Raw genomic sequence first — 26,526 nt, 5'->3', positions numbered from 1 at the left:
CGCCGGGCCGGTCAGCACCCCTCAGGTCAGCCCGTCAGGTCAGCAGCGCTTCGCGCCCGACGCGACAGCCAGCCCGGTGACCGACGTCGCCGTGGACTTGAAGACCACGGTGCGGCCCTCGCCCGCCTCGGCGAACATCTGCGCGCCCGGGCTGCACGAGGCGTCGCCCACGTAGCGGCCGTCCAGCGTGTACTGCTTCAGGCGCGGCATGAGCGCGTCCGTCGGCATCGTGGCGGACTGCCAGGCCTCCTTCGAGGCGTCCTCGGTGACCGTCAGCGTCGTGTCGGACGCCGTCAGCACCCACGCGCGCTTGGCCGTGGTCGAGTTCTCGTCGAACAGGAGCTCGCCCTTCCGCGTGGCGAACGAGTACGCCCGCACCGAGTTGTTCCACGCGCCCTGCTCGGTGTAGCCGGGGTCGCGGTCCGCCACCCAGTAGGCGCCCTTGGTGGTGAGCGCGGGGTAGCTGACGGTCTCGGCGCCGTTGTCCAGGCCGGCCAGGACGGTCTTGCCGGTGCGGGTGTCGAAGACCTCGACGCCGAGCGCCCAGTCCCAGCTCCCGTCGTCGTGCTGGAACACCTCGTAGCGCACGTAGGCGATGCGGCCGGCCTTGACGGTCGGCGCGGTCGCCGGGCCCACCCAGTCGTGCTCCACGGTGTGGACCGTGCTCGACCGGCCCGCGAGGTAGTGCACCTCGTCGATCCAGGTCTCGGCGTCCCACTCCGACCAGGAGACGACGTCGCCGTCCATGCCGAGCCCGGTCACGCGGCCCGCCGTGGTGTACAGGGTCGTGGCCCGCCCGCCGGACAGCGGCGCGGACATGATCCGGAAGTCCGTGTAGTCGGCCGCCATGGACAGCCACACCACCCGCTTGCCGTCGGTCTGGGCGAAGCTGTTGACCCGCCCGTCGGCCGCGGAGACCCGCCGGGGCTCGCCCCGGCCGTCGGTGCGACCCACCCAGATCGACGTCGGCTCCGTGCCGTCGGCGCTGGAGCGCGCCACGGCCCACCAGTCGCCACCGGTCGACGGCTGCATGTCGGTGTAGAGCCCGGTGTCCAGCCGGTCGAGGAGCAGCGACGTGCCCTTGCCCGGCAGGTTCTTCTCCCACGCCTCGGTGACGCCGCGCGAGTCGAACGCCCGCTCGACGACCTTGAGCTGCTTGCCCTTCAGGCCGTAGGACCGCGCTGCGGCGATCACGGCCTCCCGGGCGTCCACGAAGTCGGACAGCGGCGTGAGGTACTCGGTCAGCGCCCGGTAGACGATCTTGTCGGCCAGCTCGCCGCCCAGCGACTCGCGGACGTCCCACAGCGCGCCCGAGACGATGGTCGAGTTCAGGTGCACGCCGCCGTAGTCGAAGCGCGCGTCGGTGTCGATGAGGTGGTTGAAGTCCGCCGTCGTCATGCCGTCGTCGAGGTCCCGCAGGGCGCAGTCGACCGGGGCCGTGGTCCGGCACAGGTCGCCGCCCAGCAGGCTGGCCTCCGGGTCGCTCATCGGGATCCCCGACACGTCGACGTCGATCGCGTTGCCGAAGTAGTCGGCGATCGCCTCGTTCAGCGCGCCCTGCTGGCCGCTGTAGAGGAAGCCCGCGGTGTGCTCCACCACGCCGTGCGTCATCTCGTGGCCGACGACGTCGAGGTCGGCGGCGAGCGACTTGTACTCCGAGTCGCCGGTCCCGTAGACCATCTTGGTGCCGTCCCAGAACGCGTTCACGAACGGGTTGCCGCCGTAGGTGATGCCCACGAAGGAGTCGAGCGCCATGCCGTCGTCGTCCAGGCTGTCGCGCCCGTGCTCCACCTTGTAGTACTCGAACACCTGGGCCGCGGCCCAGTGCGCGTCGACCGCGCCGAGGTCGGTCAGGTCGGTGCCCAGCGTGCTCGACGGCGACGCGAAGGGCGCGATGCCCTCGGGCCACTGACCCGCGGTGTCGTAGTAGTCGTTGTGCGTCGCGTCCCAGGTGGTGATGGGCACGGTCCGGCCGTCGGCCAGGGTGTGGCCCACGTCCGTGGTCAGGTAGGTGCCCGTGGCGTCCACCCGCTGCAGCCCGACGTCGACGGTGGTGCCGTCGGCCTTGGTCCCCGTGCCGGTCACCGGCGTCACGCCGTTGCCGGACGCCGGCGGCTCCGTCTCACCCGCGGCGGCCGTCGCCTCCTGGTCGGCCCGCAGGGCCTCGACCTGTTGCGGCGCGGCCAGCGTGCGCAGCCGGCTGGAGCTGAGCAGGACGGCGCCGGACGCGGCGTCGACGTACACGTCGGTGAGCACGGGCTCGCCCGTGACCGGCGCCGTACCGCGCACCAGCACGTGGCGGGCCAGGAGGCCGGTCCCCGACGGCACGACCGCGAGGCCCTGGTCGCTGCCGGTGAGGTCCGGCGTCGCCGCCGACGGCGCCGTGCCGGGCCGCACCCCGCCCGCGACGACGGCCGCGCCGCCGGTCAGGCTCTTGCCGATCCCCTCGACGGCCCGCTCGACGGCCGTGGCCGCGGGCAGGGTCTGCGCCGTCGTGTCGACGTCGAGCCCGGTGAAGTAGGAGCCCGAGGTGCCGGTGACGGTCCGCTCACCGCCCTGCTTCTCCATGCGGACGACGTACTGGCCGCCCAGCACGGGCAGCTTCTTGTACCGCTGGTCCAGCCGGACGGTCTCGCGGGTGCCCTCGCGCTGCACGTCGGCGGTGACCAGGGTGGCGTCGGGGTCGGCGATCCCGTAGCGCGAGCGGTGGCCCTCGAGGTGGGTCCGCGCGGCGGCGGCCGGGGCGAGGGCGGCGTCGACGGGCTCGTCGAGCCCCTCGACCAGTCCGGGCGTGTCCGTCTCGGACAGCGGTGTGGCCGTGGCCGGCAGCTCGGCCGTCGCGCCGGCAGGCACAGCGGCCGGTGCGGCGTGGGCGGCGGGAACCGCGGCCCCGAGCAGGGCGGCCGCCGCCAGCACGGCGACCGCACGGTTGGGTCTCTGGATACGCATGGGCTTCTCCTACGACCCTCTCGGGCCGGACTGATCTGGTACCGGCCGCACCCTCGCGCCCGTCGGACGAGACAACTGTGCTGACCGACGACATACCGGACAAGGAGAAGATTGCGCACCTGCGCAGATGAGCAGCCCGGATGTCGCTACGCGCGCGTCCGGGCGAGCAGGCCCTGTTCGGCCGCGAACAGCCCGATCTGGAACCGGGTGCGCGCGCCCAGCTTCTCCGCGAGCGCCGTGACCTCGGCCTGGACCGTGCGCCGGCTGATGTCGAGCGTGCGGGCGATCGCCTCGTCGGTGAGCCCGCCGGCCATGAGGTCGAGGATGGACCGCGTGCGCTGCTCCAGCCGCACCCGGGGCAGCGGCGACCAGGCGGCGGCCGGGCCCTCCCCGGCGACGTCGGCGTCGCCGTCGGGTGACCCGCCGTCCGCCCCGGCGCCCGCCCACATGGACTGCGGCATCGCCGCGTCCCACACCCGCTCGAAGAGGTCGGTCAGCGCGCCCACCAGCGCGGGGGCGTGCACCACGAGCGAGGCGCTGCCGGCGTCGTCGCCGGCGGCGGGGAGCATGGCGATCTTCTGGTCCACGACGACGAGCTTGAGCGGGACCTGCGGCGACAGGCGAAGTCCGGCGCCGGTCTCCTGCCCGCCGAGCGCGGTCTCGAGGGAGACCGGGTCGATGAACGTGGCGCTCTCGTACACGCTGCGCAGCTCCACCGTGGGGCTCATCGCGGGCCGGTCCACCTCGTCGAGCAGCTCGGGGGTGGGCTGGAGGTAGGGCGGCCGGGCGAGGTGCAGCACCTCGTGCGTGGCGGTCTCCATGAGGTGCCAGTACAGCGCGCCGACCTGTTCCGCCCCGACCACGACGTCCACGAGCGCCGTGTCGCCCGCCTGGCCGGTGGCCTCCTGGTAGGCCTTCTCGAGGTGGTCGGCGTGCAGCTCCCAGACGGCGATCTCCAGGCGGCGCCGGGCGAGCAGGGTGGTCAGCACCGAGCGCGGCGGCAGCGCCGACCAGTGCCGGGAGCGGGACCGGCCCGGTGCGGGGACCCGCACCACGAGCCCGTCCGCGTCGAGCGCGGTCAGCGCGGCACGGACGTCCGCGGCGTTGAGGCCCACCGCCGCGGCGATCCCGGCCTCCGGCACGGCGTCGCGCCCCACGAGGTGGTCGAGCACACGGACCGTGGGGGGCGTCGCGACGTCCAGCGACCGGCGCACGTCGTCCGAGATCATGGCTTGCCTCCTTGGCACAGGTGCTCGCGCCAAGTCACCCTTGCCTCGGCGGCGGGCGGACGAGGCCCGCTCGCTCGTTTTTTCGGAGACTTTAGCCCTTCAGCGCGGGCATATCGCCGTAATTCACCCGCTCGCGCTCGGCGCCCGAGGCCGCCGTGACACGGCGGCGGCGGGCCGGGTAGGGCACCGGGTGGGCGACCATCCAGGCGGCTCCGGTGCAGACCAGCTCCTTGTACCGGGCGGCGAGGCGGCCGCCGGGGGCGGCGTCCTTGGCCCGGTCGTCGGTCGTGACGAGCTGGATGACGGCGTCGCGCCGGCCCAGGCTGATGCACTGGTGCACGTACCCGAACGGCATGTGCGGGAGCTTGCCCCCGGTCAGGCGCGCCGCGATCGAGTCGGCGGCCTGCCAGGCCATCGGGATGCCGGACGCGCACGACATGCGCAGCACGTTGTCCACGGGGCCGTGCGCCAGCGCGGCGTCGCCCGCGGCGTAGACGTCCGGGTGGGAGACGGAGCGCATGGTCTCGTCGACCACGATGCGCCCGTCCGCGCCGACCCGCAGGCTCGTCGCGGCGGCGATCGGGTGCACGCCGAACCCGGTGGCCCACACGGCGACGTCCGCCGGGATCGTCGCGTCGCGGGTCAGCACGGCGACGGCGTCCACGCCCGTGACGTCGGCGTGCTCGTGGACGGCGACGCCGAGCCGGTCGAGGACGGCGCGCAGGTGGCGCTGACCGGCCGCCGAGAGCCAGTCCCCGAGCCCGCCGCGGACAGCGAGGCCCACGTCGAGGTCCGCGCGGGCCTCGGCGATCTCGGTGACGGCCTCGATGCCGGTCAGCCCGCCGCCGACCACGACCACGCGGCCCCCGGGAGCGAGCCCGGCCAGCCGCTCGCGCAGGCGGAGCGCGCCCGGCCGGCTCGCCAGCTCGTGGGCGCGCTCGGCGACGCCGGGCACGCCGTGGTCGGCGAGCGCGCTGCCGAGGGCGTAGACGAGCGTGTCGTAGGCGAGCACGTCCGCGCCGTCCGCCCCGGTCAGGGAGACGGTCCGGCGGTTGACGTCGACGGCGGTCACGCGGGCCACCCGCAGGCGCACACCCGTGCCGGCGAGCAGATCGCCGAGCGGCCGGGGGCGCAGGTCCTGGCCCGTGGCCACCTGGTGCAGGCGCACCCGCTCGACGAAGTCCGGCTCGGCGTTGACCAGGGTGAGCTCGACGTCGTCGGGGTGCAGGCGGCGGGCCAGCCGGCCGGCGGCGGAGGCTCCGGCGTACCCGGCCCCGAGAATGACGATGCGGTGCTTCATGGGATCCCTCAGCTCGTGTCGGTGGGACGTGCGTGCCTCCTGAACCGGACAGCACCCTCATCCCTGACACCCCGCGCCTGTGACGCCGCTCACAGGGGCCGGCCCCACCTCACCGGTCCGGCCTCACCAGCCGCGGATCAGCGGCTCCCCGTGCTCCGTGGCCGCCCACTGGCGACCCGCCCGGCCGAGCTTGTCCGGGTTGACCTGGCTCAGCACGGCGGTGATCCCGTCGGCCGTCGCCTCCAGCGTCATCACGCCCACCAGGCGGTCGCCGACCACGACGACCAGCGCCGGGAGCCCGTTCGCCGTCCAGGCGTAGATGTCGGGGCTGCCGCCCAGCATCGCGCGCTTGGCCTCGGCCGGCCGGAACAGGCCGCGCAGGAACTTGGCCACGGCCGTGGCGCCGAGCACCGCGGTCGCGCGCGCCGCGACCTTGCCGCCGCCGTCGCCGACCCCCACGACGTCGGCCGTCAGCAGCTTGACCAGGGGTTCGAGCTGCCCGCTCGTCGCCGCCGCCAGGAACTCCTCCACGACCGGCCGCGCGGCCGCCAGGTCGACGGCCGCGCGGGTCCGCTCCTCCGCCAGGTGCTGCCTGGCCCGGTGGAGCACCTGCTGACTGCCGACCTCGGTGAGGTCGAGCATCTCGGCGATCTCCGCGTGCGAGAACGCGAACGCCTCGCGCAGCACGTAGACGGCCCGCTCGGTGGGCGTCAGGCGCTCCATCAGCACGAGCATCGCCGTGGACACCGAGTCGCGCTGCTCCGCCGTGTCCGCGGGGCCGAGCATCGGGTCGCCGCCGAGCAGCGGCTCCGGCAGCCACTCGCCCACGTAGACCTCGCGGCGGGCCCGCGCCGACTTGAGCTGGGTGAGGCACAGGTTGGTCAGCACCCGGGTCAGCCAGGCCTCGGGCACCCGGATCTGCGCGCGGTCGGCCGCCTCCCAGCGCAGGAACGTCTCCTGCGCGGCGTCCTCGGCCTCCGCCGCCGACCCGAGCAGCCGGTAGGCGATGGCCTCCAGCCGTCCCCGGAGGTGCTCGAAGAGCTCCAGCTCGTCCTGGCTCGGCGACTCGGTCGTCATGTCGCGACCCTACTGCCCGAACTCACCCGCTGGAACGGTCCGGTTCGCGCGACGACGGACGGCCCCGGCCCTACGCTGTTCCCACCATCGAACCGTGCCCGGCCGGCCCGGCACGGTCGCCGGGAGGAGACCCAGCATGTCCTTCGTCACCCGTGGATTCTCCGGTCGTCGCCGGGAGCCCGACACACGGCTCCCGCCGGGCCAGACGCTCGTGCAGGACTGGCCCGTGCTCAGCGCCGGACCCACCCCGCACGTCGACACCGCGGACTGGGAGCTCACCCTCCAGGACGAGACCGGCACCGACCACCGGTGGAGCTGGGACGAGCTCCTCGCGCTCGGGGTCGAGGACGTCACCGTGGACATCCACTGCGTCACGCACTGGTCCCGGCTCGACATGGGCTGGCGCGGGGTGAGCCTCGACAAGATCTTCGAGAACGTGGAGTCCGAGCACGAGTACGTCATGGCGCACTCCTACGGCGGCTACACCACGAACGTGCCGCTGGAGGACCTGCTCGACGGCAAGGCCTGGATCGCCACGGAGGCAGACGGCGCGCCGCTCGACCCGGAGCACGGCGGTCCGGCCCGGCTGCTCGTGCCGCACCTGTACTTCTGGAAGAGCGCCAAGTGGGTGCGGGGCCTGACGATGATGCCGGACAACGACCCGGGCTTCTGGGAGCAGTACGGCTACCACCTCTACGGGGACCCGTGGAAGGAGGAGCGCTACTGGTGAGCGCGCCGTCCGTGACCCTGGGCCGGTCCCGGCCGCGCCCCGCGTGGCATGTCGCGACCGTGGTCGAGACGCGCCGCGAGACGCCGTCGGCCGCGCGCCTCGTGCTGGACGTGCCCACGTGGCCGGGCAGCGAGGCGGGCGCGCACCTCGACGTGCGCCTGACCGCCCCGGACGGCTACCAGGCGAGCCGGTCGTACTCGATCGCCGCGGCGACGCCGGCGGGGCAGGTGGTCCTGGCGGTCGACGAGCTGCCGGACGGCGAGGTCTCGCCCTTCCTGGTCCACGACCTCCGCCCCGGCGACCAGCTCGAGCTGCACGGCCCGCTGGGGGCGTTCTTCGTCTGGCGGCCCGGCACGGGCGACCGCCCGGTCCAGCTCGTCGCGGGCGGCTCCGGCGTCGTGCCGCTGTACGCGATGGCCGCGGCGCACGGCGCCGCCGCCGACCCGGCGCCGTTCCGGCTGCTGTACTCCGTGCGCACCCCGGACGACGTGTACTTCGCGGACGAGCTCGCGGGCCTGGCCGGACCGGCCTTCGAGCTGGACCTCGTCTACACGCGCGAGGCGCCGGCCGGCTGGCCCGACGCCGTCGGGCGCCTCACCCGGGAGGCCCTCGCCGCCCGGACCGTCCCGGCCGACCAGCGGCCGCACGTCTACGTCTGCGGCTCGACGGGCTTCGTCGAGACGGTGGCCCGCTGGCTGCAGGAGCTCGGCCACGCCGCGGCGGACATCCACACCGAGCGCTTCGGAGGTCTTTGATGACACACCACCTCGACGGCAACGTGCTCGCAGGCGCGCTCTCCGAGGTCTTCACGACCGACGTGACGGCCGCGCGCGGCCGCTGCGGCGGCTGCGGGCACATGGCCGCGCTCGCCGAGGCCATGGTCTACACCGACGCCCCCGGGCTGGTGGCCCGGTGCGCCGGGTGCGACCAGGTGCTCGCGACGGTCGTGGACACCGGCGACCGCGTGATCCTGAGCCTCGCCGGCCTGAGCGCCGTCGAGCTCCGGCGCTGACCTCCCCTCGCTCCACTTGACCTCTGCCACGCGGCGGCGGAGTGTGGAACGGACGGCAGCGCCGTCCGGACGCTGCCCCGAGCACAGGGAGAGTCCGTCATGTTCGTACGCACTACCGAGGTCCAGGGAGATCCCGCCGGGATCGACGACGGGCTGCGGATGGTCCGCGAGGAGGTCTTCCCGGCAGTGACAGCCATGGACGGCTGCGTCGGGATGTCGTTGCTGGTCAACCACGAGTCCGGGCGGTGCATCGCCACGACGGCGTGGCAGTCCCACGACGCGATGGTGATGAGCGCCGACGACGTGCGCCCGCTGCGCGAGCGCGCCGTGCAGGCGCTGGGGAGCACCGGGGGCGGCGACGTCCACGAGTGGGAGGCCGCCGTCGTCCACCGCGACCACGCCACGCCCGACGGCGCCTGCGCCCGCCTCACCTGGCTGAGCGGCGGCCAGGACATGGTCGACCGCTGTATCGACCTCTACCGCATGGTCATCCTGCCGCAGCTCCAGGAGATGGACGGCTTCTGCAGCGGCAGCCTCATGGTGGACCGCGAGGCCGGCCGGGCCGTCGGCACGACCGCCTTCGACAGCATGGGAGCCGTCGTGGCCGCCCGCGAGGCCACGGCCCGCATCCGCGAGCGCGTGGTCAGCGAGCTCGGCGCCACGGTCGACAACCTCGAGGAGATGGAGATCGCGTTCGCGCACCTGCACGTCCCCGAGATGGCCTGAGGTCAGGGCTCAAGGTCGGTCAGCCCCCGGCCGCTGCGCAGGTCGAGCGGCACCGAGACCTGGTCGTGCGCGATCAGCCAGGTGCCGCCCACCCTGCGGAGGCCGAACGTGGCCCGCACCCACATGCCGCTCGTCACGGACCCGTCCTGCAGCGTGCCGCTGAGCCGCCCGAAGGCGTGCCCGAACGCGACCGACCCGTCGACGGCGAGCGCCAGGTCGCGGAACTCGTAGCCGACCTCGGCGAACACAGCGAACACGCGCGCCCAGTTCGCCAGCTTGGCGTCCACACCCACGTGCTGCAGCGGCGGCTCGACGTCGAACGACACGACGTCGTCCGCGTAGAGCCGCCGCAGCGCGTCGAGGTCCTTGGCCCGCAGCCCGTCGACGATCCCGTCGAGCACCCGCCTGATCTGGGCCTCGTCGTCCTGTCGTCCCGTGGTCGTCACTGTCTGTGAGGTCATCACTGTCCGTCCCTTCCGTCCGGTGGTTCTCACAGGGGTGACGGACGGGAGGCGCGGAACGTGACCGTCAGCCCTCGGCGCGGTCGGCGCGGTCCTCCTTGGCGACCAGGGTCAGCACGTCGTACGTGGCCACCTGCTCGTCGCGCTGGTTGGTGAGCACGGCGTCCCAGCGCACCTCGCCGTAGTCCTCGTCCTCGCGCGGCGTGATCTGGGCGGCGGTCAGCCGCACCCGGATCGTGTCCCCGGGCGACACCGGCGTCAGGAAGCGCAGGTTCTCCAGGCCGTAGTTCGCGAGCACGGGCCCCGGCGCAGGGTCGACGAACAGCCCGGCCGCGAACGACACGAGCAGGTACCCGTGCGCCACGCGCCCGGGGAAGAACGGGTTGGCCGCGGCGGCCTCCTCGTCCGTGTGGGCGTAGAAGGTGTCGCCCGTGAAGTCGGCGAAGTGCGTGATGTCGTCCAGCGTCACCTCGCGCGGAGCGGACTCGACGGCGTCGCCGATCCGCAGGTCGGCCAGCGACCGGCGGAAGGGGTGGCCCGCGTCGGCGCGCGACGGCGCCCCCGCCCGCCACCGTCCGGTCAGGGCGGTCAGCGCCGCGGGCGTGCCCTGCACCGCCGTGCGCTGCATGTAGTGCTCCACGGCGCGGACGCCGCCGAGCTCCTCGCCGCCGCCCGCGCGGCCCGGCCCGCCGTGCACCAGGTGCGGCACCGGGGAGCCGTGGCCCGTCGAGGAGCGCGCGTCGTCCCGGTCGAGCACCAGCACGCGCCCGTGCATCGGCGCGATCCCGGTGACGAGGTGCCGCACCACCGCGGGGTCGGCGGACGCGACGGTGGCCACCAGCGAGCCGCCGCCGAGGTTGGCCAGGCGGACGGCGTCGTCGAGGTCGCGGTAGCCGATCACCGAGGCGACCGGCCCGAAGGCCTCGACGTCGTGCACCGCGGGCGCCGCGGGGTCGGCGAACCGCAGGAGCAGGGGCGCGACGAACGCGCCGTCGGGCGCGGGTCCGCGGCTGCCGTCGGCGTGCACCACCTCGGGCTCCGCGAGGTCGCCGACCACGATCTGCCCGCCGCCGGCGACGAGCTCGCGGACGCTGCGCAGCACCTCCTCCTTCTGCCCCGCGCTCGCCAGGGCGCCCATCGTGACGCCGTCGGCCCGCGGGTCGCCGACCACGATGCGCTGCGCGATCCGCTCGCGCACGGCCTCGATCACGGCGTCCTCGCGGTCGGCCGGGACGATCACCCGGCGGATCGCCGTGCACTTCTGCCCGGCCTTGACGGTCATCTCCGTGACCACCGAGGCGACGAACGCCGTGAACTCAGGGCTACCGGGCTCCACGTCCGAGCCGAGCACCGCCGCGTTGAGCGAGTCCGTCTCCGCGGTGAGCACCACGCCCCGGCGGATCACGGCGTCGTCGATCGCGAGCACCCGCGCCGTGGACGCTGAGCCGGTGAAGCTCACGGCGTCGCGCACGTCGAGCACGTCGAGGAACCCGCGGGCCGGGCCGCTGACGAGCTGCAGCGCGCCGTCGGGCAGGAGGCCGGAGTCGACGATCGCCCGCACCGCGGCCTCGGCGAGGTACGCGGTGGCCGAGGCCGGCTTGACGATCGTCGGCACGCCCGCGAGGAAGGCGGGCGCGAACTTCTCCAGCATGCCCCACACCGGGAAGTTGAAGGCGTTGACCTGGAAAGCGACGCCCTGGCGGCGCACGCGGACGTGCTGACCGCCGAACGACCCGTCGCGGGACAGGTTCTCCGGCGGCCCGTCGACGAGAAGCTGGGCGTTGGGCAGCTCCCGGCGCCCCTTCGACCCGTAGGTGAACAGGACGCCGATGCCGCCGTCGATGTCGACCAGGGCGTCCCGCCGGGTGCCGCCGGTGCGCAGGCTGACCTCGTAGAGGTCCTCCTTGACGCCGGTGAGGTGCTGGGCGAGCCGCTTGAGCAGCAGGGCGCGCTGGTGGAACGTGAGCGCGCCGAGCGCGGCCTGGCCCACGGTCCGGCCGTAGTCGGCGACGGCCCGCAGGTCGACCGGGCTGCCAGAGACCGCCGCGACCGGCTCCCCGGTCGAGGCGTCCCGCACGACCTGGGCCTCGGCGTCCGACGGCGGGCGCTGCCAGGCCCCGAGGACGTAGCTGTCGAGGGTGCGCACCGGGGTCTCCGTCGCGGTCATGGCGTCTTCCTTTCGGCTGTTCCGACGTCTGTGCAGGTCACTCGTCCCACGTGAAGAACCCCTCGCCGCTCTTGCGCCCCAGCCGGCCCGCCTCGACCATCGCCCGCAGCAGGCGCGGCACGGCGAACCGCTCCCCCAGCTCGCGCTCCAGGTGCTCGGCGATGCCGAGCCGCACGTCGAGGCCCACCAGGTCGGTCAGGCGGAGCGGCCCGACCGGGAACCGGTAGCCGCGCACCATCGCGGTGTCGATGTCGGCGGGCGAGGCGACGCCCTCCTCGACCATGCGGATCGCCTCCAGCGCGATCACCACGCCCAGACGGGAGCTCGCGAAGCCCGGGGTGTCGGACACGACGATCGAGGCCTTGCCGAGCGCGGCGACCCAGACGCCGGCCTCGTCGATCAGGGCCGGCACCGTCGCCCGGCCGCGCACGATCTCCACGAGCGCCGACGCGGGCACCGGGTTGAAGAAGTGCAGCCCGACGAACCGCTCGGGGCGCTCCAGGTGGCCCGCGAGGGTGTCGATGGACAGCGACGACGTGTTGCTGGCCAGCCAGGCGGCCGGCGACAGCACCCGCTCGACGCGCGCCAGGACCTCGACCTTCGCGGCGAGGTCCTCCGGCACCGCCTCGACGACGAGGCCCGCCGGGCCGACGTCCGCGACGTCGGTGGTCACGCGCGCCCGTCCCGTCAGCTCGGCGGCGGTGCGCGGGGTGGTGCCGCGCTCGACGCTGGCGGTCACCGCCCGCTCCAGCCCCGCCAGCGCCCGGGCCGCCGACTCCGCGTCGCGCTCGACGACCACGACATGGGCGCCCGTCAGGAGGAAGGCGTGGGCGATCCCGACGCCCATCCGGCCGCCGCCCACCACACCGATGTCCCGGGGCAGCGTCATCACTTCCTCCGTTCCAGGAACGCGGTCATCCGCTCGCGCTTGGCCGGCGACTCGAACAGCACGGACTGCGCCAGGTCGTCGACGTCCGGGTGCGCCGCGCGCGGCGCCCGGAAGACCTGCTTGGTGTAGCGGACCGCGATCGGGTCCTGCTCGGCGATCCGGTCGGCCAGCGCGTCGGCCGCGCCCACCAGGTCGGACGACGGGTGGACCGCGCTCACCAGCCCCGCCGCCAGCGCCTCGGGGGCGTCGAGCACGCGGCCGGCGAGCAGGATCTCCAGCGCGAGCGTCTCGCCGACGAGCTCCTTGAGCCGCCAGGACGCGCCCGCCGCGGCGATGATCCCGAGCCCCACCTCGGGCTGGCCGAACCGGGCGTTCTCGCCGGCCAGCCGGAAGTCGGTCGCGTAGGCCAGCTCGGCGCCGCCCCCGAGGGCCCAGCCGTCGACGGCGGCGATCACCGGCATCGGCAGGCGGGCGATCCGCTCGAACAGCCGGGAGTTGATCCCGGCGAGCGCGTCGTCGCGACCGCGCTCGCGCAGCTCGGCGATGTCCGCGCCGGAGGCGAAGACCCGCTCGGAGCCGGACAGGACGAGGATGCGCGGCCGGGCCTCCAGCTCGGCGCACACCTCGTGCAGCTCGCCGACCATCGCCCGGTCGATCGCGTTGCGCACCTCGGGCCGGTCGAGCCGGACGTGGAGGCGGTCCGCGCGGTCGTCGACGCGCCGCAACGCTGCTGCCATGGCCTCATCACCTGGGGGGTCGCACCGGCGTAGCGTCGTCGCGCTACTTACTGACCGTTCGTTCTGTGCAGCATGGCATGCGAGACGGCCGGGTTCAAGAGCACGGCTTCGTCAGCGGCGGGCGTCCGGCTGGGCGCGCAGCCCCTCGAACGCCATGGCGACGACGGCGTCGGCGAGCTGGTCGGCCGTGAGCCCGCCGCCGGGGCGGTACCACTCGACCAGCGAGTTGACCATGCCGAAGAGCAGGCGCGTGGCGGTGCGCGCGTCGACGTCCGACCGGAGGGCGCCGTCCGCGACCGCCTCCTCGACCAGGCGCGCCACGGCGTGGTCGAACTCGCGACGGCGCGCGAGCGCCTCGCGCTCGACGTCGGTGTTGCCGCGCAGGCGCAGCAGCAGCGTGACGAAGGGCAGCTCCTCCACGAGCACGCGCACGGCGCCGCGGAGCACCCGTTCGAGCCGGTCGAGCGCGGTCGGCGCGGCGGCGTCCGGCCGCCCGTCCGGCGCGTCGCCCGACCCCTCGCCTGGTTCCGCGCCCGGCTCCTGGAGCAGGGCCTCGAGGTTGCCGAGCGCCCGCTCCAGCGCCAGCCGCAGCAGCTCCTGCTTGCCGCTGACGTGGTAGTAGATCGCGGACTTGCTGGTCCCGAGGCGTTCGGCCAGCTCGCCCATCGACGTCGCGTCGTACCCGCGGTCGTTGAACGCCTGGACGGCGACGGCCAGCACCGCGTCCAGGTCGTACGCCACGCGCCCCGCGCGCCCGTTGCCGCCCCGTCGAGCGGGTGCGGGAGCGGCGGCCGATTCATCCATGCGAGCCAACCTAACCGACGGCGGGAGCGTTGCCGCCGCCCCCACCCCGGTGCTAGCCTGACTGAACGATCGGTAAGTAGGGCTCCAGCACAGGAGACGGTATGCCTGCACACGACCCGCCCACGACCGCTGCCCCGGAGGCCGACCCCCTGGAGGCAGCGCGGCTCGCGGCGTTCGACGCCCTCATCGCCGCCGACCAGCGGATCGAACCCACGGACTGGATGCCGCCGGCGTACCGGAAGGCGCTGGTGCGGCAGATGTCGCAGCACGCGCACTCCGAGATCATCGGCATGCAGCCGGAGGGCAACTGGATCACGCGCGCCCCCAGCCTCAAGCGCAAGGCGATCCTCATGGCCAAGGTGCAGGACGAGGCCGGGCACGGGCTCTACCTCTACTCGGCCGCCGAGACCCTCGGGACCACCCGGGACGAGATGCTCGACGCCCTGCATTCCGGCAAGGCCAAGTACTCCTCGATCTTCAACTACCTCGCGCCGTCCTGGGCCGACATGGGCTCGATCGGCTGGCTCGTGGACGGCGCCGCCATCGCGAACCAGGTGCCGCTGTGCCGCGCGTCCTACGGCCCGTACGGGCGCGCGATGGTGCGCATCTGCAAGGAGGAGTCGTTCCACCAGCGGCAGGGCTTCGAGATCCTGCTGGCGCTGATGAACGGGACGCCGGAGCAGCAGGCCATGGCGCAGGAGTCGGTGAACCGCTGGTACGCGCCGGCCCTGATGATGTTCGGCCCGCCCGACGCCGAGTCGCCCAACTCGCGGCAGAGCATGGCCTGGAAGGTCAAGCGGTTCTCGAACGACGAGCTGCGCCAGCGGTTCGTCGACATGATCGTGCCGCAGGCCGAGATCCTCGGCATCACGCTGCCCGACCCCGACCTGCGCTGGAACGAGGAGCGCGGCCACCACGACTTCGGCGAGCTCGACTGGGACGAGTTCCACGCCGTCCTGCACGGGAACGGGCAGGCGAACGCGCTGCGCCTGGCCAAGCGCCGCGCCGCGCACGCCGAGGGCGAGTGGGTGCGCGAGGCCGCCCGGGCGTACGCCGAGCGGACCGCGACGAACGAACGGATGGCGTCATGACCGAGGAACCGCGCCGGGAGACCTGGCCCCTGTGGGAGGTGTTCGTGCGCTCGGCGCGCGGCCTCTCCCACGTGCACGCCGGCTCGCTGCACGCGCCGGACGCCGAGCTGGCGGTGCGCAACGCCCGCGACCTGTACACCCGCCGCAGCGAGGGGGTTTCGATCTGGGTGGTGCCCGCCGCCGCGATCACGGCGTCGGACCCCGACGCGAAGGATGCGTGGTTCGAGTCCCCGCGCGGCAAGGACTTCCGGCACGCGACGTACTACACGGCGTCGCAGGCCGTGCCGCACCTCTGAACCGTACCGCCGGCCATCGGCCAGACGGCCCGACGCTCGATGGAGAGCCCATGCAGAACCAGCACCAGTCCCCGTCCGCGGTGCTCACGCCCGAGGCGATCGCCGCCCGGGTCGCCCCGCAGGACAGCCCCGCCCGGGCCGCCGACGACGTCGCGCGGTACGCGCTCGGCCTGGGCGACGACGCCCTGGTCCTGGCGCAGCGGCTGGGCTCGTGGATCGCGGCGGCGCCCGAGCTGGAGGAGGACGTGGCGCTCGGCAACATCGCGCTCGACACCCTGGGGCACGCGCGCGGCCTGCTGACCTACGCGGGTTCCGCCTGGGACCAGACCGAGGACGACCTCGCGTACTTCCGGGACGAGGCGGACTTCCGGTGCCGGCAGATCTTCGAGCGGCCCAACGGCGACTTCGCCTGCACGATCGCCCGGCAGCTGATCGTGTCGGCCTACTTCACCGTGCTCTACCGGGGTCTGGCCGGCAGCTCCGACCCGACGCTGGCGGCCATCGCCGCCAAGGCGGTCAAGGAGGTGGACTACCACCTGGACCACGCCACGCTCTGGACCGTGCGCCTGGCGCTCGGCACGGAGGAATCGCGGCGGCGGATGACCGCCGGGCTGGAGGAGATCTGGCCGTTCGTGGACGAGCTGTTCGCCGCGGATCCCGCCGCCGACGCCGTCCCGGACGTAGCGGTGCCGCCCGCCGGGCTGCGCGAGCCGTTCGACGCGCTGCTGCTGCCGGTGCTCGACCGCGCCGAGCTGCCCGTCCCGGGGGTCGCCGCCGTCCGCGGCGGGGGCCGGACCGGAGTGCACTCCGAGGCGCTGGGCCCGCTGCTCGCGGAGATGCAGGTGCTGGCCCGGCGGCACCCGGGGGCGGTGTGGTGATGAGCACCGTCGACAGTGCCGTCGAGGTCGAGCGGGTCGCCCGGCCCCGCCCGGGGACCGAGCCGGAACGCGCCGTCTGGGACGCCGCGGCGGAGGTCACCGACCCCGAGGTGCCGGTCCTGACCATCGAGGACCTCGGCGTGCTGCGCGGCGTGCGGTTCGTGGACGGGTCGCCCGTCGTGGACATCACGCCCACCTACTCGGGCTGCCCCGCCGTCGACGCGATCCGCGACGACATCGTCGCCGTGCTCCGCGAGCGCGGCTTCCCCGGGGCGCGCGTGGACGTGGTGCTCTCCCCCGCGTGGACGACCGACTGGATGAGCGACGCCGGCCGCCGCAAGCTCGTGGAGCACGGCATCGCGCCGCCCGGCCGCCGGGCCGGCGGCGTCGTCGCGCTGGGGCTGGGCGTGCGGTGCCCCCGGTGCGGCTCGCTGCACACGCGCGAGCTCGCCCGGTTCGGCTCGACGTCGTGCAAGGCGCTGTACGTCTGCCAGCGCTGCCGGGAACCCTTCGACCACTTCAAGGAGCACTGATGCCGGTCGCCGACGCCGGTGTGCCCGCCGCGCCCGGCACGCGGCGCCGCGCCCGGTTCCACCCGCTCACGGTCGCGGCGGTGCGCACGCTGACCGCGGACGCCGTCGAGGTGACGTTCGACGTGCCGGACGACCTCGCCGACGCGTACTCCTACGCGCCCGGCCAGTACGTCGCGCTGCGCGCGCGGGTCGACGGCGAGGAGGTGCGCCGCACCTACTCGATCTGCCAGGCGCCCGTGCCCGGCTCGCTCAAGGTCGGCATCAAGCGCGACATGGGCGGGCTGTTCTCGCCCTGGGCGATCGACCACCTCGCGCCGGGGATGACGCTCGACGTGATGAGCCCCGAGGGCCTGTTCGTGTCGCACCGCCCGCCCGGCCAGGGCGGCCGCGTGGTCGGGGTCGCGGCGGGCAGCGGCATCACGCCGATGATGTCGCTCGTGGAGCACACGCTCGGCGCGACGGCGGACAGCACGTTCGACCTGGTCTACTCCAACCGGACCACGACGGACACGATGTTCGTGGACGAGCTCGCCGATCTCAAGGACCGCTACCCCGCCCGCCTGGCCCTGCACCACGTGCTCACCCGCGAGCGCCGGGGCGCGGAGCTGCTCTCGGGCCGTCTCGACGCCGACCGGCTGCGCCGCATCGTGACGGCCCTGATCGGGCCGGACGACGTGGACGAGTGGTTCCTGTGCGGGCCGTTCGAGATGGTGCAGACCTGCCGGGCGGTGCTGGAGGAGCTGGGCGTGCCGCCGGAGCGGGTGCGGCACGAGCTGTTCACCACCGGCCGGCCCGAGCGTCCGACGGCGCCGCACGGTGCCCCGCCGGCGTCCGACGTCCCGGGCGGCGAGTCGCACTCGATCTCGTTCCGGCTCGACGCGGCGACGTCGACCGTGACCAGCCCGGCCGGGGCGCGCGAGAGCGTGCTGAACGCCGCCCTTCGGGTGCGCGGCGACGTGCCGTTCGCGTGCGCCGGTGGCGTGTGTGGCACATGTCGGGCAAAACTGGTCTCGGGCACGGTGGAGATGGCGGAGAACTACGCGCTGGAGCCCGAGGAGCTGGCGCGTGGCTACGTCCTGACGTGCCAGGCGATCCCCACCAGCGAGGAGATCTTCGTGGACTACGACTCATGATCACGCTCACGATCGAGGACGACGTCGCCGAGGTGGTGCTCGACGCGCCCGGCCGCCTGAACGCCCTGGACGAGGTCGGGCTCGCCGAGCTGGACGACGCCTACCGGGAGGCGGAGGCCGCGGGCGTGCGGGCGCTGCTCCTGCGGGGCGAGGGCCGGGCGTTCTGCGCCGGCCGCGACATCTCGGGGGTGGACCCGGCCACCGACGACGCGCTGGGCTACCTCCGCAACCGGGTGACCCCGCTGCTGTGGCGCATGGCCGCGTTCCCGGCGCCGACGTTCGCCGCGGCCCACGGCGCGTGCCTGGGCGTGGGGCTGGGCCTGCTCATCGCCACCGACGTCGTCTACGTCGCGGACGACGCGAAGGTCGGCTCACCGTTCGCGAACCTCGGGGCGACGCTCGACTCGGGCGGGCACGCGCTCTTCGTCGAGCGCCTGGGCGCGCACCGCACGCTCGACCTGGTCTACACGGGCGAGCTCATGAGCGGGGCCGAGGCCGTCGCCGCCGGGCTGTTCTCGCGGGCGGTGCCGGGTCCGGAGCTGCTCTCCTTCACGCGCGCCCGGGTCGAGAGGGTCGCGCGCGGGGCGACGAGCGCCTTCCTCGCCTCCAAGCGCCTGGTCGCCGAGCTGCGCGACGAGCGGATCGCGTTCTGGGCCTCCGTGGCCCACGAGAGCGAGGCGCAGGGCGACCTCAGCCTGACCGACGACTACCGGGAGGGCTTCGCGGCCTTCCAGGAAAAGCGGCGCCCGAAGTTCACGGGCCGCTGATCGTGCCGCCGTCGGCCGGCCGTCGGACTGAGTCACGTTCAGCAGGCTGTCGGCGGCTGTCAGCCCGCGGGTGATGGTCGTCGACTGCCTGCTGAACGTGAGTCAGCCCGACGTCAGAGGCGGACTATCGCCGGGAGCGGGTTTTCCAGCGCGTCCGCGACCTGGCGCATGAAGCCCGCCGCCGTGCCGCCGTCGCAGACGCGGTGGTCGAAGACGAAGGACATCTGCGTGATCTTGCGCGGCACGATCTGACCGTCGACCACCCAGGGCCGGTCGATGATCCGGCCGAAGCCCAGGATCGCGACCTGCGGGTGGTTGATGATCGCGGCGCTGCCGTCGACGCCGAGGCTGCCGTAGTTGTTCAGCGTGAACGTGCCGGCGGTGAGCTCCTCGGGCGTGGCCTTCCCGGCCCGGGCGCGCGCGGTGAGGTCGCGCAGCGCCCCGTCGAGCTCGCGCGTGGTCATCGCGTCCGCCCCGAGCACGGCCGGCGCGACCAGCCCGGCCTCGCCCTGGACGGCGATGCCGAGGTTGACCGTGTCGCACACGACGATCTCGTCCCGCTCGGCGTCGAACCGCGCGTTGAGCACCGGGTAGGCCTCCAGGCCCGCGACGACGAACCGGGCGATGTGGGCCAGCAGCCCGGGCCCGGGGTCGTCCGGGGTTCGGGTGGCCTCGCGCAGCTCCCAGAGCGCGGTGGCGTCGACGTCGACCCAGACGGTCGCCTCCGGGATCTCCGCGCGGCTGCGCGAGAGCACCCGCGACGCCGAGCGCCGGAAGCCGCTGAGCGGGATGCGGTGCTCGCCGGGGGCCGACGACGCGACGGCGGGGGCCTCGCCCGGAAGCACCGCCGGGACCGAGGCTGTGCGCGCCCGCTCGACCGCGGCCCGCACGTCCGAGCGGGTGACGGTCCCGCCCGCGCCCGTCGGCGGGATCGCGGCCAGGTCCAGGCCGGCCTCGCGGGCCAGCCGCCGGACGATCGGGGAGATCACGCGGACGGGCCGGCTGTCGTGCGCGGGTTCGGGGTGCGGGACGCCGTCGTCGGCCGGGGCCGTGACGGCGGCCGGCACGGCGAGCGCTGGGGGCCGTGCCCCGCGCGGCCTGCGCCGTCGCCCCGTGCCGGGGTGCGCGGAGGTGCCGTACCCGACCAGCACGTTGCCGGAGCCGGCCTGCTCCTCGGTGCGGTAGGCCTCGGCCGCGGGATCGGGCTCCGGATCGGGCTCGGGCTGCGGGTCGGGCTGCGGGTCCGGTGCGGACTCGGGGGCATCGCCCGCGATCGTGATCAGCGGCCGGCCCACCTCCACGCACTCCCCCTCGGCCGCGTGCAGCACGCCCACCCGGCCGGCGTACGGGCACGGCACCTCGACCACCGACTTGGCCGTCTCCACCTCCGCCACGGGCTGGTCCATGCTCACGACGTCGCCCACGGCGACGAGCCACTGCACCACCTCGGCCTCCGTCAGGCCCTCGCCGAGGTCGGGCAGCAGGAAGGTCTGCTCGGTCGTGGTGCTGGTCATGCGTCCTCCCACTGCAGGTCGTCGACGGCGTCGAGGATCCGGTCGACGGACGGGAGCTGGAGGTGCTCCAGCTTGGGCGGCGGGTACGGGATGTCGAAGCCGGTGACGCGCCGCACCGGGGCCGCGAGCGAGTGGAAGCACCGCTCGCCCACCCGCGCCGCGATCTCGCCGGCCACGCTGCCGAACCCGGCCGCCTCGGCGACCACGACGGCACGCCCGGTCGACTCCACGGCCGCGCAGACCCCGGCGTCGTCGAACGGGACGATCGAGCGCACGTCGACGACCTGGAGGCTGCGGCCGTCGCGCGCGGCCGCCTCGGCGGCCTCCAGCGCGACCGGCACGGACGTGCCGTAGGCGATCAGCGTGGCGTCGGTGCCCGGACGGCGCACGACGGCCGTGCCGATGCCCGGCCCGCCGCCGTCCGCCAGGGACACCTCGCCCTTGGCCCAGTACAGCTTCTTCGGTTCGAGGAAGACCACCGGGTCCGGCGAGGCGATCGCCTCGCGCAGGAGCCAGTAGGCGTCCGAGGGGTTCGACGGCGCGACGACGTGCAGCCCGGGCGTGTGCGCGTAGTAGGCCTCCGACGAGTCGCTGTGGTGCTCGACGCCGCCCACGCCGCCCGCGTACGGGACCCGGATGACCAGGGGCAGCTCGACGCGGCCGCGCGTCCGGTTCCGCATCTTCGCGATGTGGCTGACCACCTGCTCGAAGGCGGGGTAGGCGAAGGCGTCGAACTGCATCTCGATCACGGGCCGCATGCCGTTCATCGCGAGGCCCACGGCGAAACCCGCGATGCCGGCCTCGGCGAGCGGGGTGTCGAAGCAGCGGTCCTCGCCGAACTCGGCGGTGAGCCCGTCGGTGACCCGGAAGACGCCGCCGAGCGGGCCGACGTCCTCGCCCAGCACGAGGACCGTGGGGTCCTCGGCGAGCGCGTCGCGCAGCGCCCGGTTGATCGCCTGGGCGGTACTGAGCGTCTCGCGCTCCACGGCGGTGCTGGTCATCAGGGGGCGTCCTCTCGGCTCGGCTCGTCACGGCCCGGCTCGTCACGGCTCGGCTCGTCACGGCTCAGCTCGTCCTGCACCAGGGCGAGCTGCTCCACGAGCTGCGGCGTCGGCTTCGAGTAGACGAAGCGGAACAGGTCCTCGGGGTCCGGGACGACGTCGATGTTGAGGCCGTCCCGGGTGTGCCGCGCGAGCCGCTCGGCGGCGTCGGCGTGGGCCGCGGCGCGCGCGTCGTCGAGCAGGCCGGCCCCGCGCAGGTAGGCATCCAACCGCAGCAGCGGATCCTTGGCCGCCCAGGCCGCGACCTCGTCGTCGCCGCGGTAGCGGGTCGCGTCGTCGGCGTTGGTGTGGGCCTGCATGCGGTAGGTGCGGCCCTCGACGAGCTGCGGCCCTTCGCCGGCCCGGGCACGGCCGACCGCCGCGGACAGGACGCTGAGCAGGGCGGCGAGGTCGTTGCCGTCCACCTGCTCGCCGGGCACGCCGTAGCCCACTCCCTTGTGCGCCAGCGACGGCGCGACCGTCTGCCGGGACAGCGGCACCGAGATCGCGTACTGGTTGTTCTGCACGAAGAAGACCACTGGTGCACGGAAGACGGCGGCGAAGTTCAGCGCCTCGTGGAAGTCGCCCTCGCTCGTGGCGCCGTCGCCGCACATCGCCAGCACCACCGCGCTCTCCCCGCGCAGCCGCGCCGCGTGCGCCACCCCCACGGCGTGCGGGAGCTGCGTGGCGAGCGGGGTCGCCAGGGGCGCGACGCGGCGCTCGTACGGGTCGTACCCCGAGTGCCAGTCGCCCTTGAGCAGGCCCAGCACCTCCACGGGGTCCACGCCGCGCGCCACGGCCGCGGCGGTGTCGCGGTAGGTCGGGAAGAGCCAGTCCTCTTCCGTGAGCACCTGCGCGGCCGCGACCTGGCAGGCCTCCTGCCCGTACGACGACGGGTAGACCGCAAGGCGCCCCTGCCGCACGAGCACCGAGGCCTGCTCGTTGAAGCGGCGGGCGGTGACCATGCCCGCGAGGCCGCGGAGCAGGTCGTCGGCCGCGGGGAGCGCGGCCGGGTCGTCGGCCGTGGGCCGGCCGTCCGGGTCGAGGAGCATCACCGGCTCGCGGGACGGCAGCATGAGATCTTCGCTGATCACCATGTAGATATACTGGTCAAAGTTCCATTCGGATTCCATCAACGGCGAGGATCCGAGAACCCGTCCAGTCATGACCGGGTCACACGATCCAAATGTCCAGCACAGAAGGGGCTGAGGGCGTGGTGGCGAGACAAGTGGCAGCGGGCCTCGACGACGTCGACCGGCGCATCATCGACGAGCTGCGCCGGGACGGCCGGATGTCCATGCGAACCCTCGCCGAGACGCTGCACATCTCGCGGGCCAACGCCTACGTGCGTGTCCAGCGGCTGGAGTCCACCGGGGTGATCCGCGGCTACCGCGCGGAGATCGACCCGGTGCTCGCCGGGCTGGGCACGTCGGCGTACGTGACGGTCAACCTGGACCAGGCGCAGTGGCGCTCGGTCCGCGAGGAGCTGCGCACCCTGCGCGGCGTCGAGCACATCGGCCTGGTCGGCGGGGAGTTCGACCTCGTCCTGCTGGTCCGCGCCCGCGACAACGCCGACCTGCGGCACCTGATCCTGGACCAGATCCAGGGCATGAACGGCATCGTGAACACCCACACGCTGCTGGTCTTCGAGGAGCCGGTGCCCGCAGGCCCCGCGCCGGCGGCGCCGGCGAGCTGATGCGGCCGGTCCCGGCGAGAGGGGACACTGTGTCGATGTCAGCCCGCCAGCCCACCAGCCACGACGTCGCGCGCGCCGCCGGAGTCTCGCAGTCGACGGTCAGCTACGCCCTGTCCGGCAAGGGCACGATCGCGCCCCGGACCCGCGAGCACGTGCTGGCGGTCGCGGCATCGATGGGCTACCGGCCCAACCTCGCCGCGCGGTCGATGCGCACCCAGCGCTCGGGCCGGCTCGCCGTGGTCACCGGCGTGACGGTGGACAACCGGCTGCGCATGCTCACCGGCGCCGCGGAGGTCGCGGCCGAGGCGGGCTACGCCGTGGACACCCACAGCGTCGACGGGACGGCCGAGGCCCGCACCGAGCGCGTCGTCGACCTCGCGCGGGGCGGCCAGGTCGAGGGCGTGCTGACGTTCCTCCCGGTGGTCCCGGACGCGCTCACCCTCGACGAGGACTCCGCCCCGGTCGTGGCCGAGACGGCGCTCGACGAGCAGCTCCGCACCACCGGCGAGCTCGCCGACGCGGGCCTGCTCGGCACCGTGATCTCGGCGCTGGTCGCCGCCGGGCACCGCCGGTTCCTGCACGTGGCGGGGCCCGACCACTTCGCCTCCGCGCGCTCCCGGCGCGACGTCTACCTCGCGGAGGTCGACCGCCTCGGCGTCGAGTCGCTCGGCGTCGTCGGCAGCGCCTGGTCCCCCGAGTCGGGCCGCGAGGCCATGCTCGCCCTGCCCGACGACGCCCCGCCGCTCGCCGTGATCGCCGCCAACGACTACGTGGCGCTCGGCGTGCTGCGCGGGGCGGCGGAGCGCGGCTGGTCCGTCCCCGGCGACCTGGTCGTCACCGGCTGGGACGACGCCGACTTCAGCGCGTTCACGACGCCGTCGCTCACCACCATCCCCGTGGACTTCGTCGAGGCCGGACGGCGCGCGATGCGCCGGCTCGTCGCGGCGGTGCGGCACGAGGAGCCCCCGGCGCACTCGGCGCCGCTCCAGCGCGTCGTGTGGCGGGAGTCGACGGGGGCGCTCACACCCGCCGTCGTCGGCTGACGACCGACCGGCCCTTGACATCCCGCGCACCGGACATGACGATGTTGAACCGTTGCATCATACGTATGATGCGATCCGCGACGTCGCACCGTTCCGCTGGTCGGCGTCGTGACGTCGTCGTCCAACCGGAGGAAGCATGCTCAAGATCGGCATCGTCGGGACCGGCGGTATCGCCGGAGCGCACGCCGAGGGATACCGCCGCTTCGCGCAGGAGTGCGAGGTCGTCGCCGTCTGCGACATCGTCCCGGGCAAGGCCGCGGAGCAGCGCGCGCGGCTCCAGGTGCCCGGCGCGCGGGCCTACGAGAGCATCGAGGAGCTGCTGGCCGCCGAGCCGGACCTCGACCTGGTGAGCATCACGACGCCGCCGTCGACCCATGCGGAGCTGACCATCACCGCACTGCGGGCCGGGGTGGACGTGCTGGTCGAGAAGCCGATGGCGCCCTCGCTGGAGGAGTGCGACGCGATGATCGCGGCCGCCGCCGAGCACGGCCGCGTGCTGTCCGTCGTGGCGCAGAACCGCTTCCGGGACGACATGGCCACGCTCAAGGAGGTGCTCGACTCCGGCCTGGCTGGCCCGGTCTCGCACGTCCAGGTGAACTCGGCGTGGTGGCGCGGCACGGCCTACTACGACCTGTGGTGGCGCGGCACGTGGGAGTCCGAGGGCGGCGGCTGCACCCTGAACCACGCGATCCACCACCTGGACCTGACGCAGTGGATGCTGGGCGCGCCCCGCGCGGTCACGGCCGTGCTGACCAATGCCGCGCACGAGAACGCCGAGGTCGAGGACCTGTCCGTCGCCGTGCTCCAGTACGACCGCGCGCTGGCCGAGGTGACGAGCTCGGTGGTGCACCACGGCGAGGAGCAGGCGATCGTCGTGCAGGGTCGCGAGGCCCGCATCTCGCAGCCGTGGAAGGTGGTGGCCTCGGCCGCCTCGCCCAACGGCTTCCCCGCCCCCGGCGGCAACCCGGAGCGCGTCGCAGAGATCGAGGCCCTGGCCGCAGCCCGCGAGCCGCTGGCGCACGTGGGCCACAACGGGCAGATCGGGGACACGCTGGCCGCCGTCCGCGAGCGCCGCGAACCCGCCGTCACCGGCGCCGACGGCCGCCGCGCCGTGGAACTGGTGACCGCGATCTACCAGGCCGGGATCGAGCGGCGCACGGTGGACCTGCCGCTGCGGCCCGACGACCCGTACTACCGCACGGGCACACTGGTGGCACGTGCGCCGCACTTCTTCGAGAAGACCGCGTCGGTGGGCGACCTGCCCGGCGCGATCACCGTCGGCAGCAGCCAGGAGGCGAACTGATGAGCGCGAGCAGCGGTGCCAACTACGCACCCGAGCCGGTACCCGACCCCGTGGTGGGCGCGGGCGACTTCCCCTTCGCCGCGGTCCGGCTGGACCACGGCCACATCTACGGCATGGCCGAGGGCCTCCAGGCCGCCGGCGGCACCGTGAAGTGGGTGTACGACCCGGACCCGGCCAAGGTGGAGGCCTTCCGGAAGAAGTTCCCCGACGTGCGCGTCGCGCGCAGCGAGGACGAGGTGTTCGACGACGACGAGGTGCGGCTGGTCGCCGGCGCCGCCGTCACGTCCGAGCGCTGCGCCCTGGGCCTGCGCACCATCGAGGCGGGCAAGGACTACTTCACGGACAAGGCCCCGCTGACCACGCTCGACCAGCTCGCGGCGGCCCGGGAGGCCACCGCGCGGACCGGCCGCAAGTACGCCGTGTACTACTCGGAGCGCATCCACGTCGAGGCGGCGGTCCTGGCCGACCAGCTCGTCGAGCGCGGCTCGATCGGCCGCGTGCTGCAGGTCATGGGCCTCGGCCCGCACCGCCTCGGCACGGGTCGCCCCGACTGGTTCTTCGAGAAGGACAAGTACGGCGGCATCCTCTGCGACATCGGCAGCCACAACTTCGAGCAGATGCTGCACTACGCGGGCGCCAAGGATGCGCAGGTGACGCACGCCGCCATCGCCAACTACAACCACCCGGAGCACCCGGAGCTGGACGACTTCGGCGAGGCCAACATCGTCATGGACAACGGCGCGGCGGGCTACTGCCGGGTCGACTGGTTCACCCCTGACGGCCTGAGCACCTGGGGCGACGGGCGCACGTTCATCCTCGGCACCGAGGGCTACATCGAGCTGCGCAAGTACGTGAACGTGGGCACCGACGAGGGCCCCGGGCACGTCTTCCTGGCCAACCGCGAGGGTGAGCACCACCTCGTCGCCAAGGGGAACGTGGGCTACCCGTACTTCGGCAGGCTCATCCTCGACTGCCTGGAGCGCACCGAGAACGCGATGACGCAGGAGCACGCGTTCAAGGCTGCCGAGCTCAGCGTCCAGGCCCAGCTCGCGGCCCGGGTGCTGACGCCCGACGCCGAGGGCGCGGGGATCGGCTGACCGTTCGCCTCGTGCGCCGGGCCCGGATCTCCGGGCCCGGCGCTCCCACTCCCC

General features: G+C 74.0%; 26 protein-coding genes. 14 read left to right on the top strand and 12 right to left on the bottom strand.

Annotated elements, in window-relative coordinates; genetic code table 11:
• Window positions 1-39: 39 nt before the first annotated feature.
• The 4 genes from ACFWEJ_RS11000 to sigJ form a co-directional block, all read right to left on the bottom strand.
• Window positions 40-2,949 carry a M4 family metallopeptidase gene (locus ACFWEJ_RS11000; protein WP_377229243.1) on the bottom strand — a complete coding sequence of 970 codons (2,910 nt, stop codon included), beginning with the start codon at window positions 2,947-2,949 and terminating at the stop codon, window positions 40-42.
• A 146-nt stretch (window positions 2,950-3,095) separates the two neighbouring features.
• The gene (locus ACFWEJ_RS10995; RefSeq protein ID WP_377229242.1) at window positions 3,096-4,178 is read right to left on the bottom strand and encodes a LuxR C-terminal-related transcriptional regulator; all 1,083 of its coding nucleotides are present in this window, start codon (window positions 4,176-4,178) and stop codon (window positions 3,096-3,098) included.
• Window positions 4,179-4,269: 91 nt separating this feature from the next.
• Entirely contained in the window at window positions 4,270-5,478 is a 1,209-nt protein-coding gene (locus ACFWEJ_RS10990) for an NAD(P)/FAD-dependent oxidoreductase (protein WP_377229241.1), read from the bottom strand.
• Window positions 5,479-5,601: 123 nt separating this feature from the next.
• The gene (sigJ, locus tag ACFWEJ_RS10985; protein ID WP_377229240.1) at window positions 5,602-6,555 is read right to left on the bottom strand and encodes an RNA polymerase sigma factor SigJ; all 954 of its coding nucleotides are present in this window, start codon (window positions 6,553-6,555) and stop codon (window positions 5,602-5,604) included.
• Between the two features lie 136 nt (window positions 6,556-6,691).
• Between sigJ and ACFWEJ_RS10980 the strand changes: the two genes are divergently transcribed.
• From ACFWEJ_RS10980 to ACFWEJ_RS10965, 4 genes are all read left to right on the top strand, one after another.
• Complete coding sequence (locus ACFWEJ_RS10980) at window positions 6,692-7,285, top strand: molybdopterin-dependent oxidoreductase (protein WP_377229239.1); 594 nt, start codon at window positions 6,692-6,694, stop codon at window positions 7,283-7,285.
• Window positions 7,282-8,040: an FAD-binding oxidoreductase gene (locus tag ACFWEJ_RS10975; protein WP_377229238.1), complete on the top strand. Its 759-nt coding sequence runs from the start codon at window positions 7,282-7,284 to the stop codon at window positions 8,038-8,040. The genes ACFWEJ_RS10980 and ACFWEJ_RS10975 overlap by 4 nt, the downstream gene beginning before the upstream one ends.
• Window positions 8,040-8,297 carry a DUF6510 family protein gene (locus ACFWEJ_RS10970; RefSeq protein WP_377229237.1) on the top strand — a complete coding sequence of 86 codons (258 nt, stop codon included), beginning with the start codon at window positions 8,040-8,042 and terminating at the stop codon, window positions 8,295-8,297. The genes ACFWEJ_RS10975 and ACFWEJ_RS10970 overlap by 1 nt, the downstream gene beginning before the upstream one ends.
• Window positions 8,298-8,396: 99 nt before the next feature.
• Window positions 8,397-9,023, top strand: a complete 627-nt coding sequence (locus ACFWEJ_RS10965; protein ID WP_377229236.1) for a hypothetical protein — start codon at window positions 8,397-8,399, stop codon at window positions 9,021-9,023.
• A gap of 2 nt (window positions 9,024-9,025) precedes the next feature.
• Here the strand turns inward: ACFWEJ_RS10965 and ACFWEJ_RS10960 are convergent, their stop codons facing one another.
• The 5 genes from ACFWEJ_RS10960 to ACFWEJ_RS10940 form a co-directional block, all read right to left on the bottom strand.
• Complete coding sequence (locus ACFWEJ_RS10960) at window positions 9,026-9,484, bottom strand: YybH family protein (RefSeq protein ID WP_377229235.1); 459 nt, start codon at window positions 9,482-9,484, stop codon at window positions 9,026-9,028.
• A 67-nt stretch (window positions 9,485-9,551) separates the two neighbouring features.
• Window positions 9,552-11,651: a phenylacetic acid degradation bifunctional protein PaaZ gene (gene paaZ, locus ACFWEJ_RS10955; protein ID WP_377229234.1), complete on the bottom strand. Its 2,100-nt coding sequence runs from the start codon at window positions 11,649-11,651 to the stop codon at window positions 9,552-9,554.
• Window positions 11,652-11,688: 37 nt separating this feature from the next.
• Window positions 11,689-12,540, bottom strand: a complete 852-nt coding sequence (locus ACFWEJ_RS10950; RefSeq protein ID WP_377229233.1) for a 3-hydroxyacyl-CoA dehydrogenase family protein — start codon at window positions 12,538-12,540, stop codon at window positions 11,689-11,691.
• Window positions 12,540-13,277: an enoyl-CoA hydratase/isomerase family protein gene (locus tag ACFWEJ_RS10945; protein ID WP_377229232.1), complete on the bottom strand. Its 738-nt coding sequence runs from the start codon at window positions 13,275-13,277 to the stop codon at window positions 12,540-12,542. The genes ACFWEJ_RS10950 and ACFWEJ_RS10945 overlap by 1 nt, the downstream gene beginning before the upstream one ends.
• Window positions 13,278-13,388: 111 nt before the next feature.
• Window positions 13,389-14,081, bottom strand: a complete 693-nt coding sequence (locus tag ACFWEJ_RS10940; protein WP_377229231.1) for a TetR/AcrR family transcriptional regulator — start codon at window positions 14,079-14,081, stop codon at window positions 13,389-13,391.
• A gap of 101 nt (window positions 14,082-14,182) precedes the next feature.
• Here ACFWEJ_RS10940 and paaA point away from each other — a divergent pair, with 101 nt between their 5' ends.
• The 6 genes from paaA to ACFWEJ_RS10910 are packed head-to-tail and all read left to right on the top strand — an operon-like array spanning window position 14,183 to window position 18,779.
• Complete coding sequence (gene paaA, locus ACFWEJ_RS10935) at window positions 14,183-15,172, top strand: 1,2-phenylacetyl-CoA epoxidase subunit PaaA (RefSeq protein WP_377229230.1); 990 nt, start codon at window positions 14,183-14,185, stop codon at window positions 15,170-15,172.
• Window positions 15,169-15,468, top strand: a complete 300-nt coding sequence (gene paaB, locus ACFWEJ_RS10930) for a 1,2-phenylacetyl-CoA epoxidase subunit PaaB (RefSeq protein ID WP_285103358.1) — start codon at window positions 15,169-15,171, stop codon at window positions 15,466-15,468. Before paaA ends, paaB begins: the two co-directional genes overlap by 4 nt.
• Before the next feature lie 50 nt (window positions 15,469-15,518).
• Window positions 15,519-16,346 (top strand): 1,2-phenylacetyl-CoA epoxidase subunit PaaC, encoded by an 828-nt coding sequence (gene paaC / locus ACFWEJ_RS10925; RefSeq protein WP_377229229.1) that lies wholly within the window; start codon window positions 15,519-15,521, stop codon window positions 16,344-16,346.
• A complete protein-coding gene (gene paaD, locus ACFWEJ_RS10920) occupies window positions 16,346-16,879 on the top strand; it encodes a 1,2-phenylacetyl-CoA epoxidase subunit PaaD (RefSeq protein ID WP_377229228.1) in 534 nt (177 codons plus the stop codon). Before paaC ends, paaD begins: the two co-directional genes overlap by 1 nt.
• Entirely contained in the window at window positions 16,879-18,012 is a 1,134-nt protein-coding gene (gene paaE, locus ACFWEJ_RS10915) for a 1,2-phenylacetyl-CoA epoxidase subunit PaaE (RefSeq protein WP_377229227.1), read from the top strand. Before paaD ends, paaE begins: the two co-directional genes overlap by 1 nt.
• On the top strand, window positions 18,009-18,779 hold the full coding sequence (locus ACFWEJ_RS10910; protein WP_377229226.1) for an enoyl-CoA hydratase/isomerase family protein: 771 nt from the start codon (window positions 18,009-18,011) through the stop codon (window positions 18,777-18,779). Before paaE ends, ACFWEJ_RS10910 begins: the two co-directional genes overlap by 4 nt.
• Window positions 18,780-18,892: 113 nt before the next feature.
• Here ACFWEJ_RS10910 and ACFWEJ_RS10905 read toward each other — a convergent pair whose 3' ends face one another.
• Genes ACFWEJ_RS10905 through ACFWEJ_RS10895 form a run of 3 tightly spaced genes read right to left on the bottom strand, consistent with a single transcriptional unit; the run spans window position 18,893 to window position 22,430 of the window.
• The gene (locus ACFWEJ_RS10905) at window positions 18,893-20,293 is read right to left on the bottom strand and encodes a dihydrolipoamide acetyltransferase family protein (protein WP_377229225.1); all 1,401 of its coding nucleotides are present in this window, start codon (window positions 20,291-20,293) and stop codon (window positions 18,893-18,895) included.
• Window positions 20,290-21,294 (bottom strand): alpha-ketoacid dehydrogenase subunit beta, encoded by a 1,005-nt coding sequence (locus ACFWEJ_RS10900; protein ID WP_377229224.1) that lies wholly within the window; start codon window positions 21,292-21,294, stop codon window positions 20,290-20,292. Before ACFWEJ_RS10900 ends, ACFWEJ_RS10905 begins: the two co-directional genes overlap by 4 nt.
• Window positions 21,294-22,430, bottom strand: coding sequence for a thiamine pyrophosphate-dependent enzyme (locus ACFWEJ_RS10895; RefSeq protein ID WP_377229223.1), 1,137 nt, complete (start codon window positions 22,428-22,430; stop codon window positions 21,294-21,296). Before ACFWEJ_RS10895 ends, ACFWEJ_RS10900 begins: the two co-directional genes overlap by 1 nt.
• Before the next feature lie 119 nt (window positions 22,431-22,549).
• Between ACFWEJ_RS10895 and ACFWEJ_RS10890 the strand changes: the two genes are divergently transcribed.
• The 4 genes from ACFWEJ_RS10890 (at window position 22,550) to ACFWEJ_RS10875 (ending at window position 26,472) form a co-directional block, all read left to right on the top strand.
• Window positions 22,550-23,029: an Lrp/AsnC family transcriptional regulator gene (locus tag ACFWEJ_RS10890; RefSeq protein ID WP_377229222.1), complete on the top strand. Its 480-nt coding sequence runs from the start codon at window positions 22,550-22,552 to the stop codon at window positions 23,027-23,029.
• Between the two features lie 35 nt (window positions 23,030-23,064).
• Complete coding sequence (locus tag ACFWEJ_RS10885; RefSeq protein ID WP_377229221.1) at window positions 23,065-24,072, top strand: LacI family DNA-binding transcriptional regulator; 1,008 nt, start codon at window positions 23,065-23,067, stop codon at window positions 24,070-24,072.
• A 136-nt stretch (window positions 24,073-24,208) separates the two neighbouring features.
• Entirely contained in the window at window positions 24,209-25,375 is a 1,167-nt protein-coding gene (locus ACFWEJ_RS10880; protein ID WP_377229220.1) for a Gfo/Idh/MocA family protein, read from the top strand.
• Window positions 25,375-26,472: a Gfo/Idh/MocA family protein gene (locus ACFWEJ_RS10875; RefSeq protein ID WP_377229219.1), complete on the top strand. Its 1,098-nt coding sequence runs from the start codon at window positions 25,375-25,377 to the stop codon at window positions 26,470-26,472. Before ACFWEJ_RS10880 ends, ACFWEJ_RS10875 begins: the two co-directional genes overlap by 1 nt.
• Window positions 26,473-26,526 lie beyond the last annotated feature (54 nt).

The organism is Promicromonospora sp. NPDC060204 (assembly GCF_042728455.1).
Lineage (GTDB): Bacteria > Actinomycetota > Actinomycetes > Actinomycetales > Cellulomonadaceae > Promicromonospora.
The sequence above is the reverse complement of the archived record's forward strand: the minus strand, read 5'-3'. Positions and strand labels throughout refer to the sequence as shown.

What these genes read in the sequence shown, in the direction of transcription:
- ACFWEJ_RS11000 (WP_377229243.1), bottom strand. Translation starts at nt 2,949, where the DNA reads ATGCGTATCCAGAGACCCAACCGTGCGGTCGCCGTGCTGGCGGCGGCC.
- ACFWEJ_RS10995 (WP_377229242.1), bottom strand. Translation starts at nt 4,178, where the DNA reads ATGATCTCGGACGACGTGCGCCGGTCGCTGGACGTCGCGACGCCCCCC.
- ACFWEJ_RS10990 (WP_377229241.1), bottom strand. Translation starts at nt 5,478, where the DNA reads ATGAAGCACCGCATCGTCATTCTCGGGGCCGGGTACGCCGGAGCCTCC.
- sigJ (WP_377229240.1), bottom strand. Translation starts at nt 6,555, where the DNA reads ATGACGACCGAGTCGCCGAGCCAGGACGAGCTGGAGCTCTTCGAGCAC.
- ACFWEJ_RS10980 (WP_377229239.1), top strand. Translation starts at nt 6,692, where the DNA reads ATGTCCTTCGTCACCCGTGGATTCTCCGGTCGTCGCCGGGAGCCCGAC.
- ACFWEJ_RS10970 (WP_377229237.1), top strand. Translation starts at nt 8,040, where the DNA reads ATGACACACCACCTCGACGGCAACGTGCTCGCAGGCGCGCTCTCCGAG.
- ACFWEJ_RS10965 (WP_377229236.1), top strand. Translation starts at nt 8,397, where the DNA reads ATGTTCGTACGCACTACCGAGGTCCAGGGAGATCCCGCCGGGATCGAC.
- ACFWEJ_RS10960 (WP_377229235.1), bottom strand. Translation starts at nt 9,484, where the DNA reads ATGACCTCACAGACAGTGACGACCACGGGACGACAGGACGACGAGGCC.
- paaZ (WP_377229234.1), bottom strand. Translation starts at nt 11,651, where the DNA reads ATGACCGCGACGGAGACCCCGGTGCGCACCCTCGACAGCTACGTCCTC.
- ACFWEJ_RS10950 (WP_377229233.1), bottom strand. Translation starts at nt 12,540, where the DNA reads ATGACGCTGCCCCGGGACATCGGTGTGGTGGGCGGCGGCCGGATGGGC.
- ACFWEJ_RS10945 (WP_377229232.1), bottom strand. Translation starts at nt 13,277, where the DNA reads ATGGCAGCAGCGTTGCGGCGCGTCGACGACCGCGCGGACCGCCTCCAC.
- ACFWEJ_RS10940 (WP_377229231.1), bottom strand. Translation starts at nt 14,081, where the DNA reads ATGGATGAATCGGCCGCCGCTCCCGCACCCGCTCGACGGGGCGGCAAC.
- paaA (WP_377229230.1), top strand. Translation starts at nt 14,183, where the DNA reads ATGCCTGCACACGACCCGCCCACGACCGCTGCCCCGGAGGCCGACCCC.
- paaB (WP_285103358.1), top strand. Translation starts at nt 15,169, where the DNA reads ATGACCGAGGAACCGCGCCGGGAGACCTGGCCCCTGTGGGAGGTGTTC.
- paaC (WP_377229229.1), top strand. Translation starts at nt 15,519, where the DNA reads ATGCAGAACCAGCACCAGTCCCCGTCCGCGGTGCTCACGCCCGAGGCG.
- paaD (WP_377229228.1), top strand. Translation starts at nt 16,346, where the DNA reads ATGAGCACCGTCGACAGTGCCGTCGAGGTCGAGCGGGTCGCCCGGCCC.
- paaE (WP_377229227.1), top strand. Translation starts at nt 16,879, where the DNA reads ATGCCGGTCGCCGACGCCGGTGTGCCCGCCGCGCCCGGCACGCGGCGC.
- ACFWEJ_RS10910 (WP_377229226.1), top strand. Translation starts at nt 18,009, where the DNA reads ATGATCACGCTCACGATCGAGGACGACGTCGCCGAGGTGGTGCTCGAC.
- ACFWEJ_RS10905 (WP_377229225.1), bottom strand. Translation starts at nt 20,293, where the DNA reads ATGACCAGCACCACGACCGAGCAGACCTTCCTGCTGCCCGACCTCGGC.
- ACFWEJ_RS10900 (WP_377229224.1), bottom strand. Translation starts at nt 21,294, where the DNA reads ATGACCAGCACCGCCGTGGAGCGCGAGACGCTCAGTACCGCCCAGGCG.
- ACFWEJ_RS10895 (WP_377229223.1), bottom strand. Translation starts at nt 22,430, where the DNA reads ATGGTGATCAGCGAAGATCTCATGCTGCCGTCCCGCGAGCCGGTGATG.
- ACFWEJ_RS10885 (WP_377229221.1), top strand. Translation starts at nt 23,065, where the DNA reads ATGTCAGCCCGCCAGCCCACCAGCCACGACGTCGCGCGCGCCGCCGGA.
- ACFWEJ_RS10880 (WP_377229220.1), top strand. Translation starts at nt 24,209, where the DNA reads ATGCTCAAGATCGGCATCGTCGGGACCGGCGGTATCGCCGGAGCGCAC.
- ACFWEJ_RS10875 (WP_377229219.1), top strand. Translation starts at nt 25,375, where the DNA reads ATGAGCGCGAGCAGCGGTGCCAACTACGCACCCGAGCCGGTACCCGAC.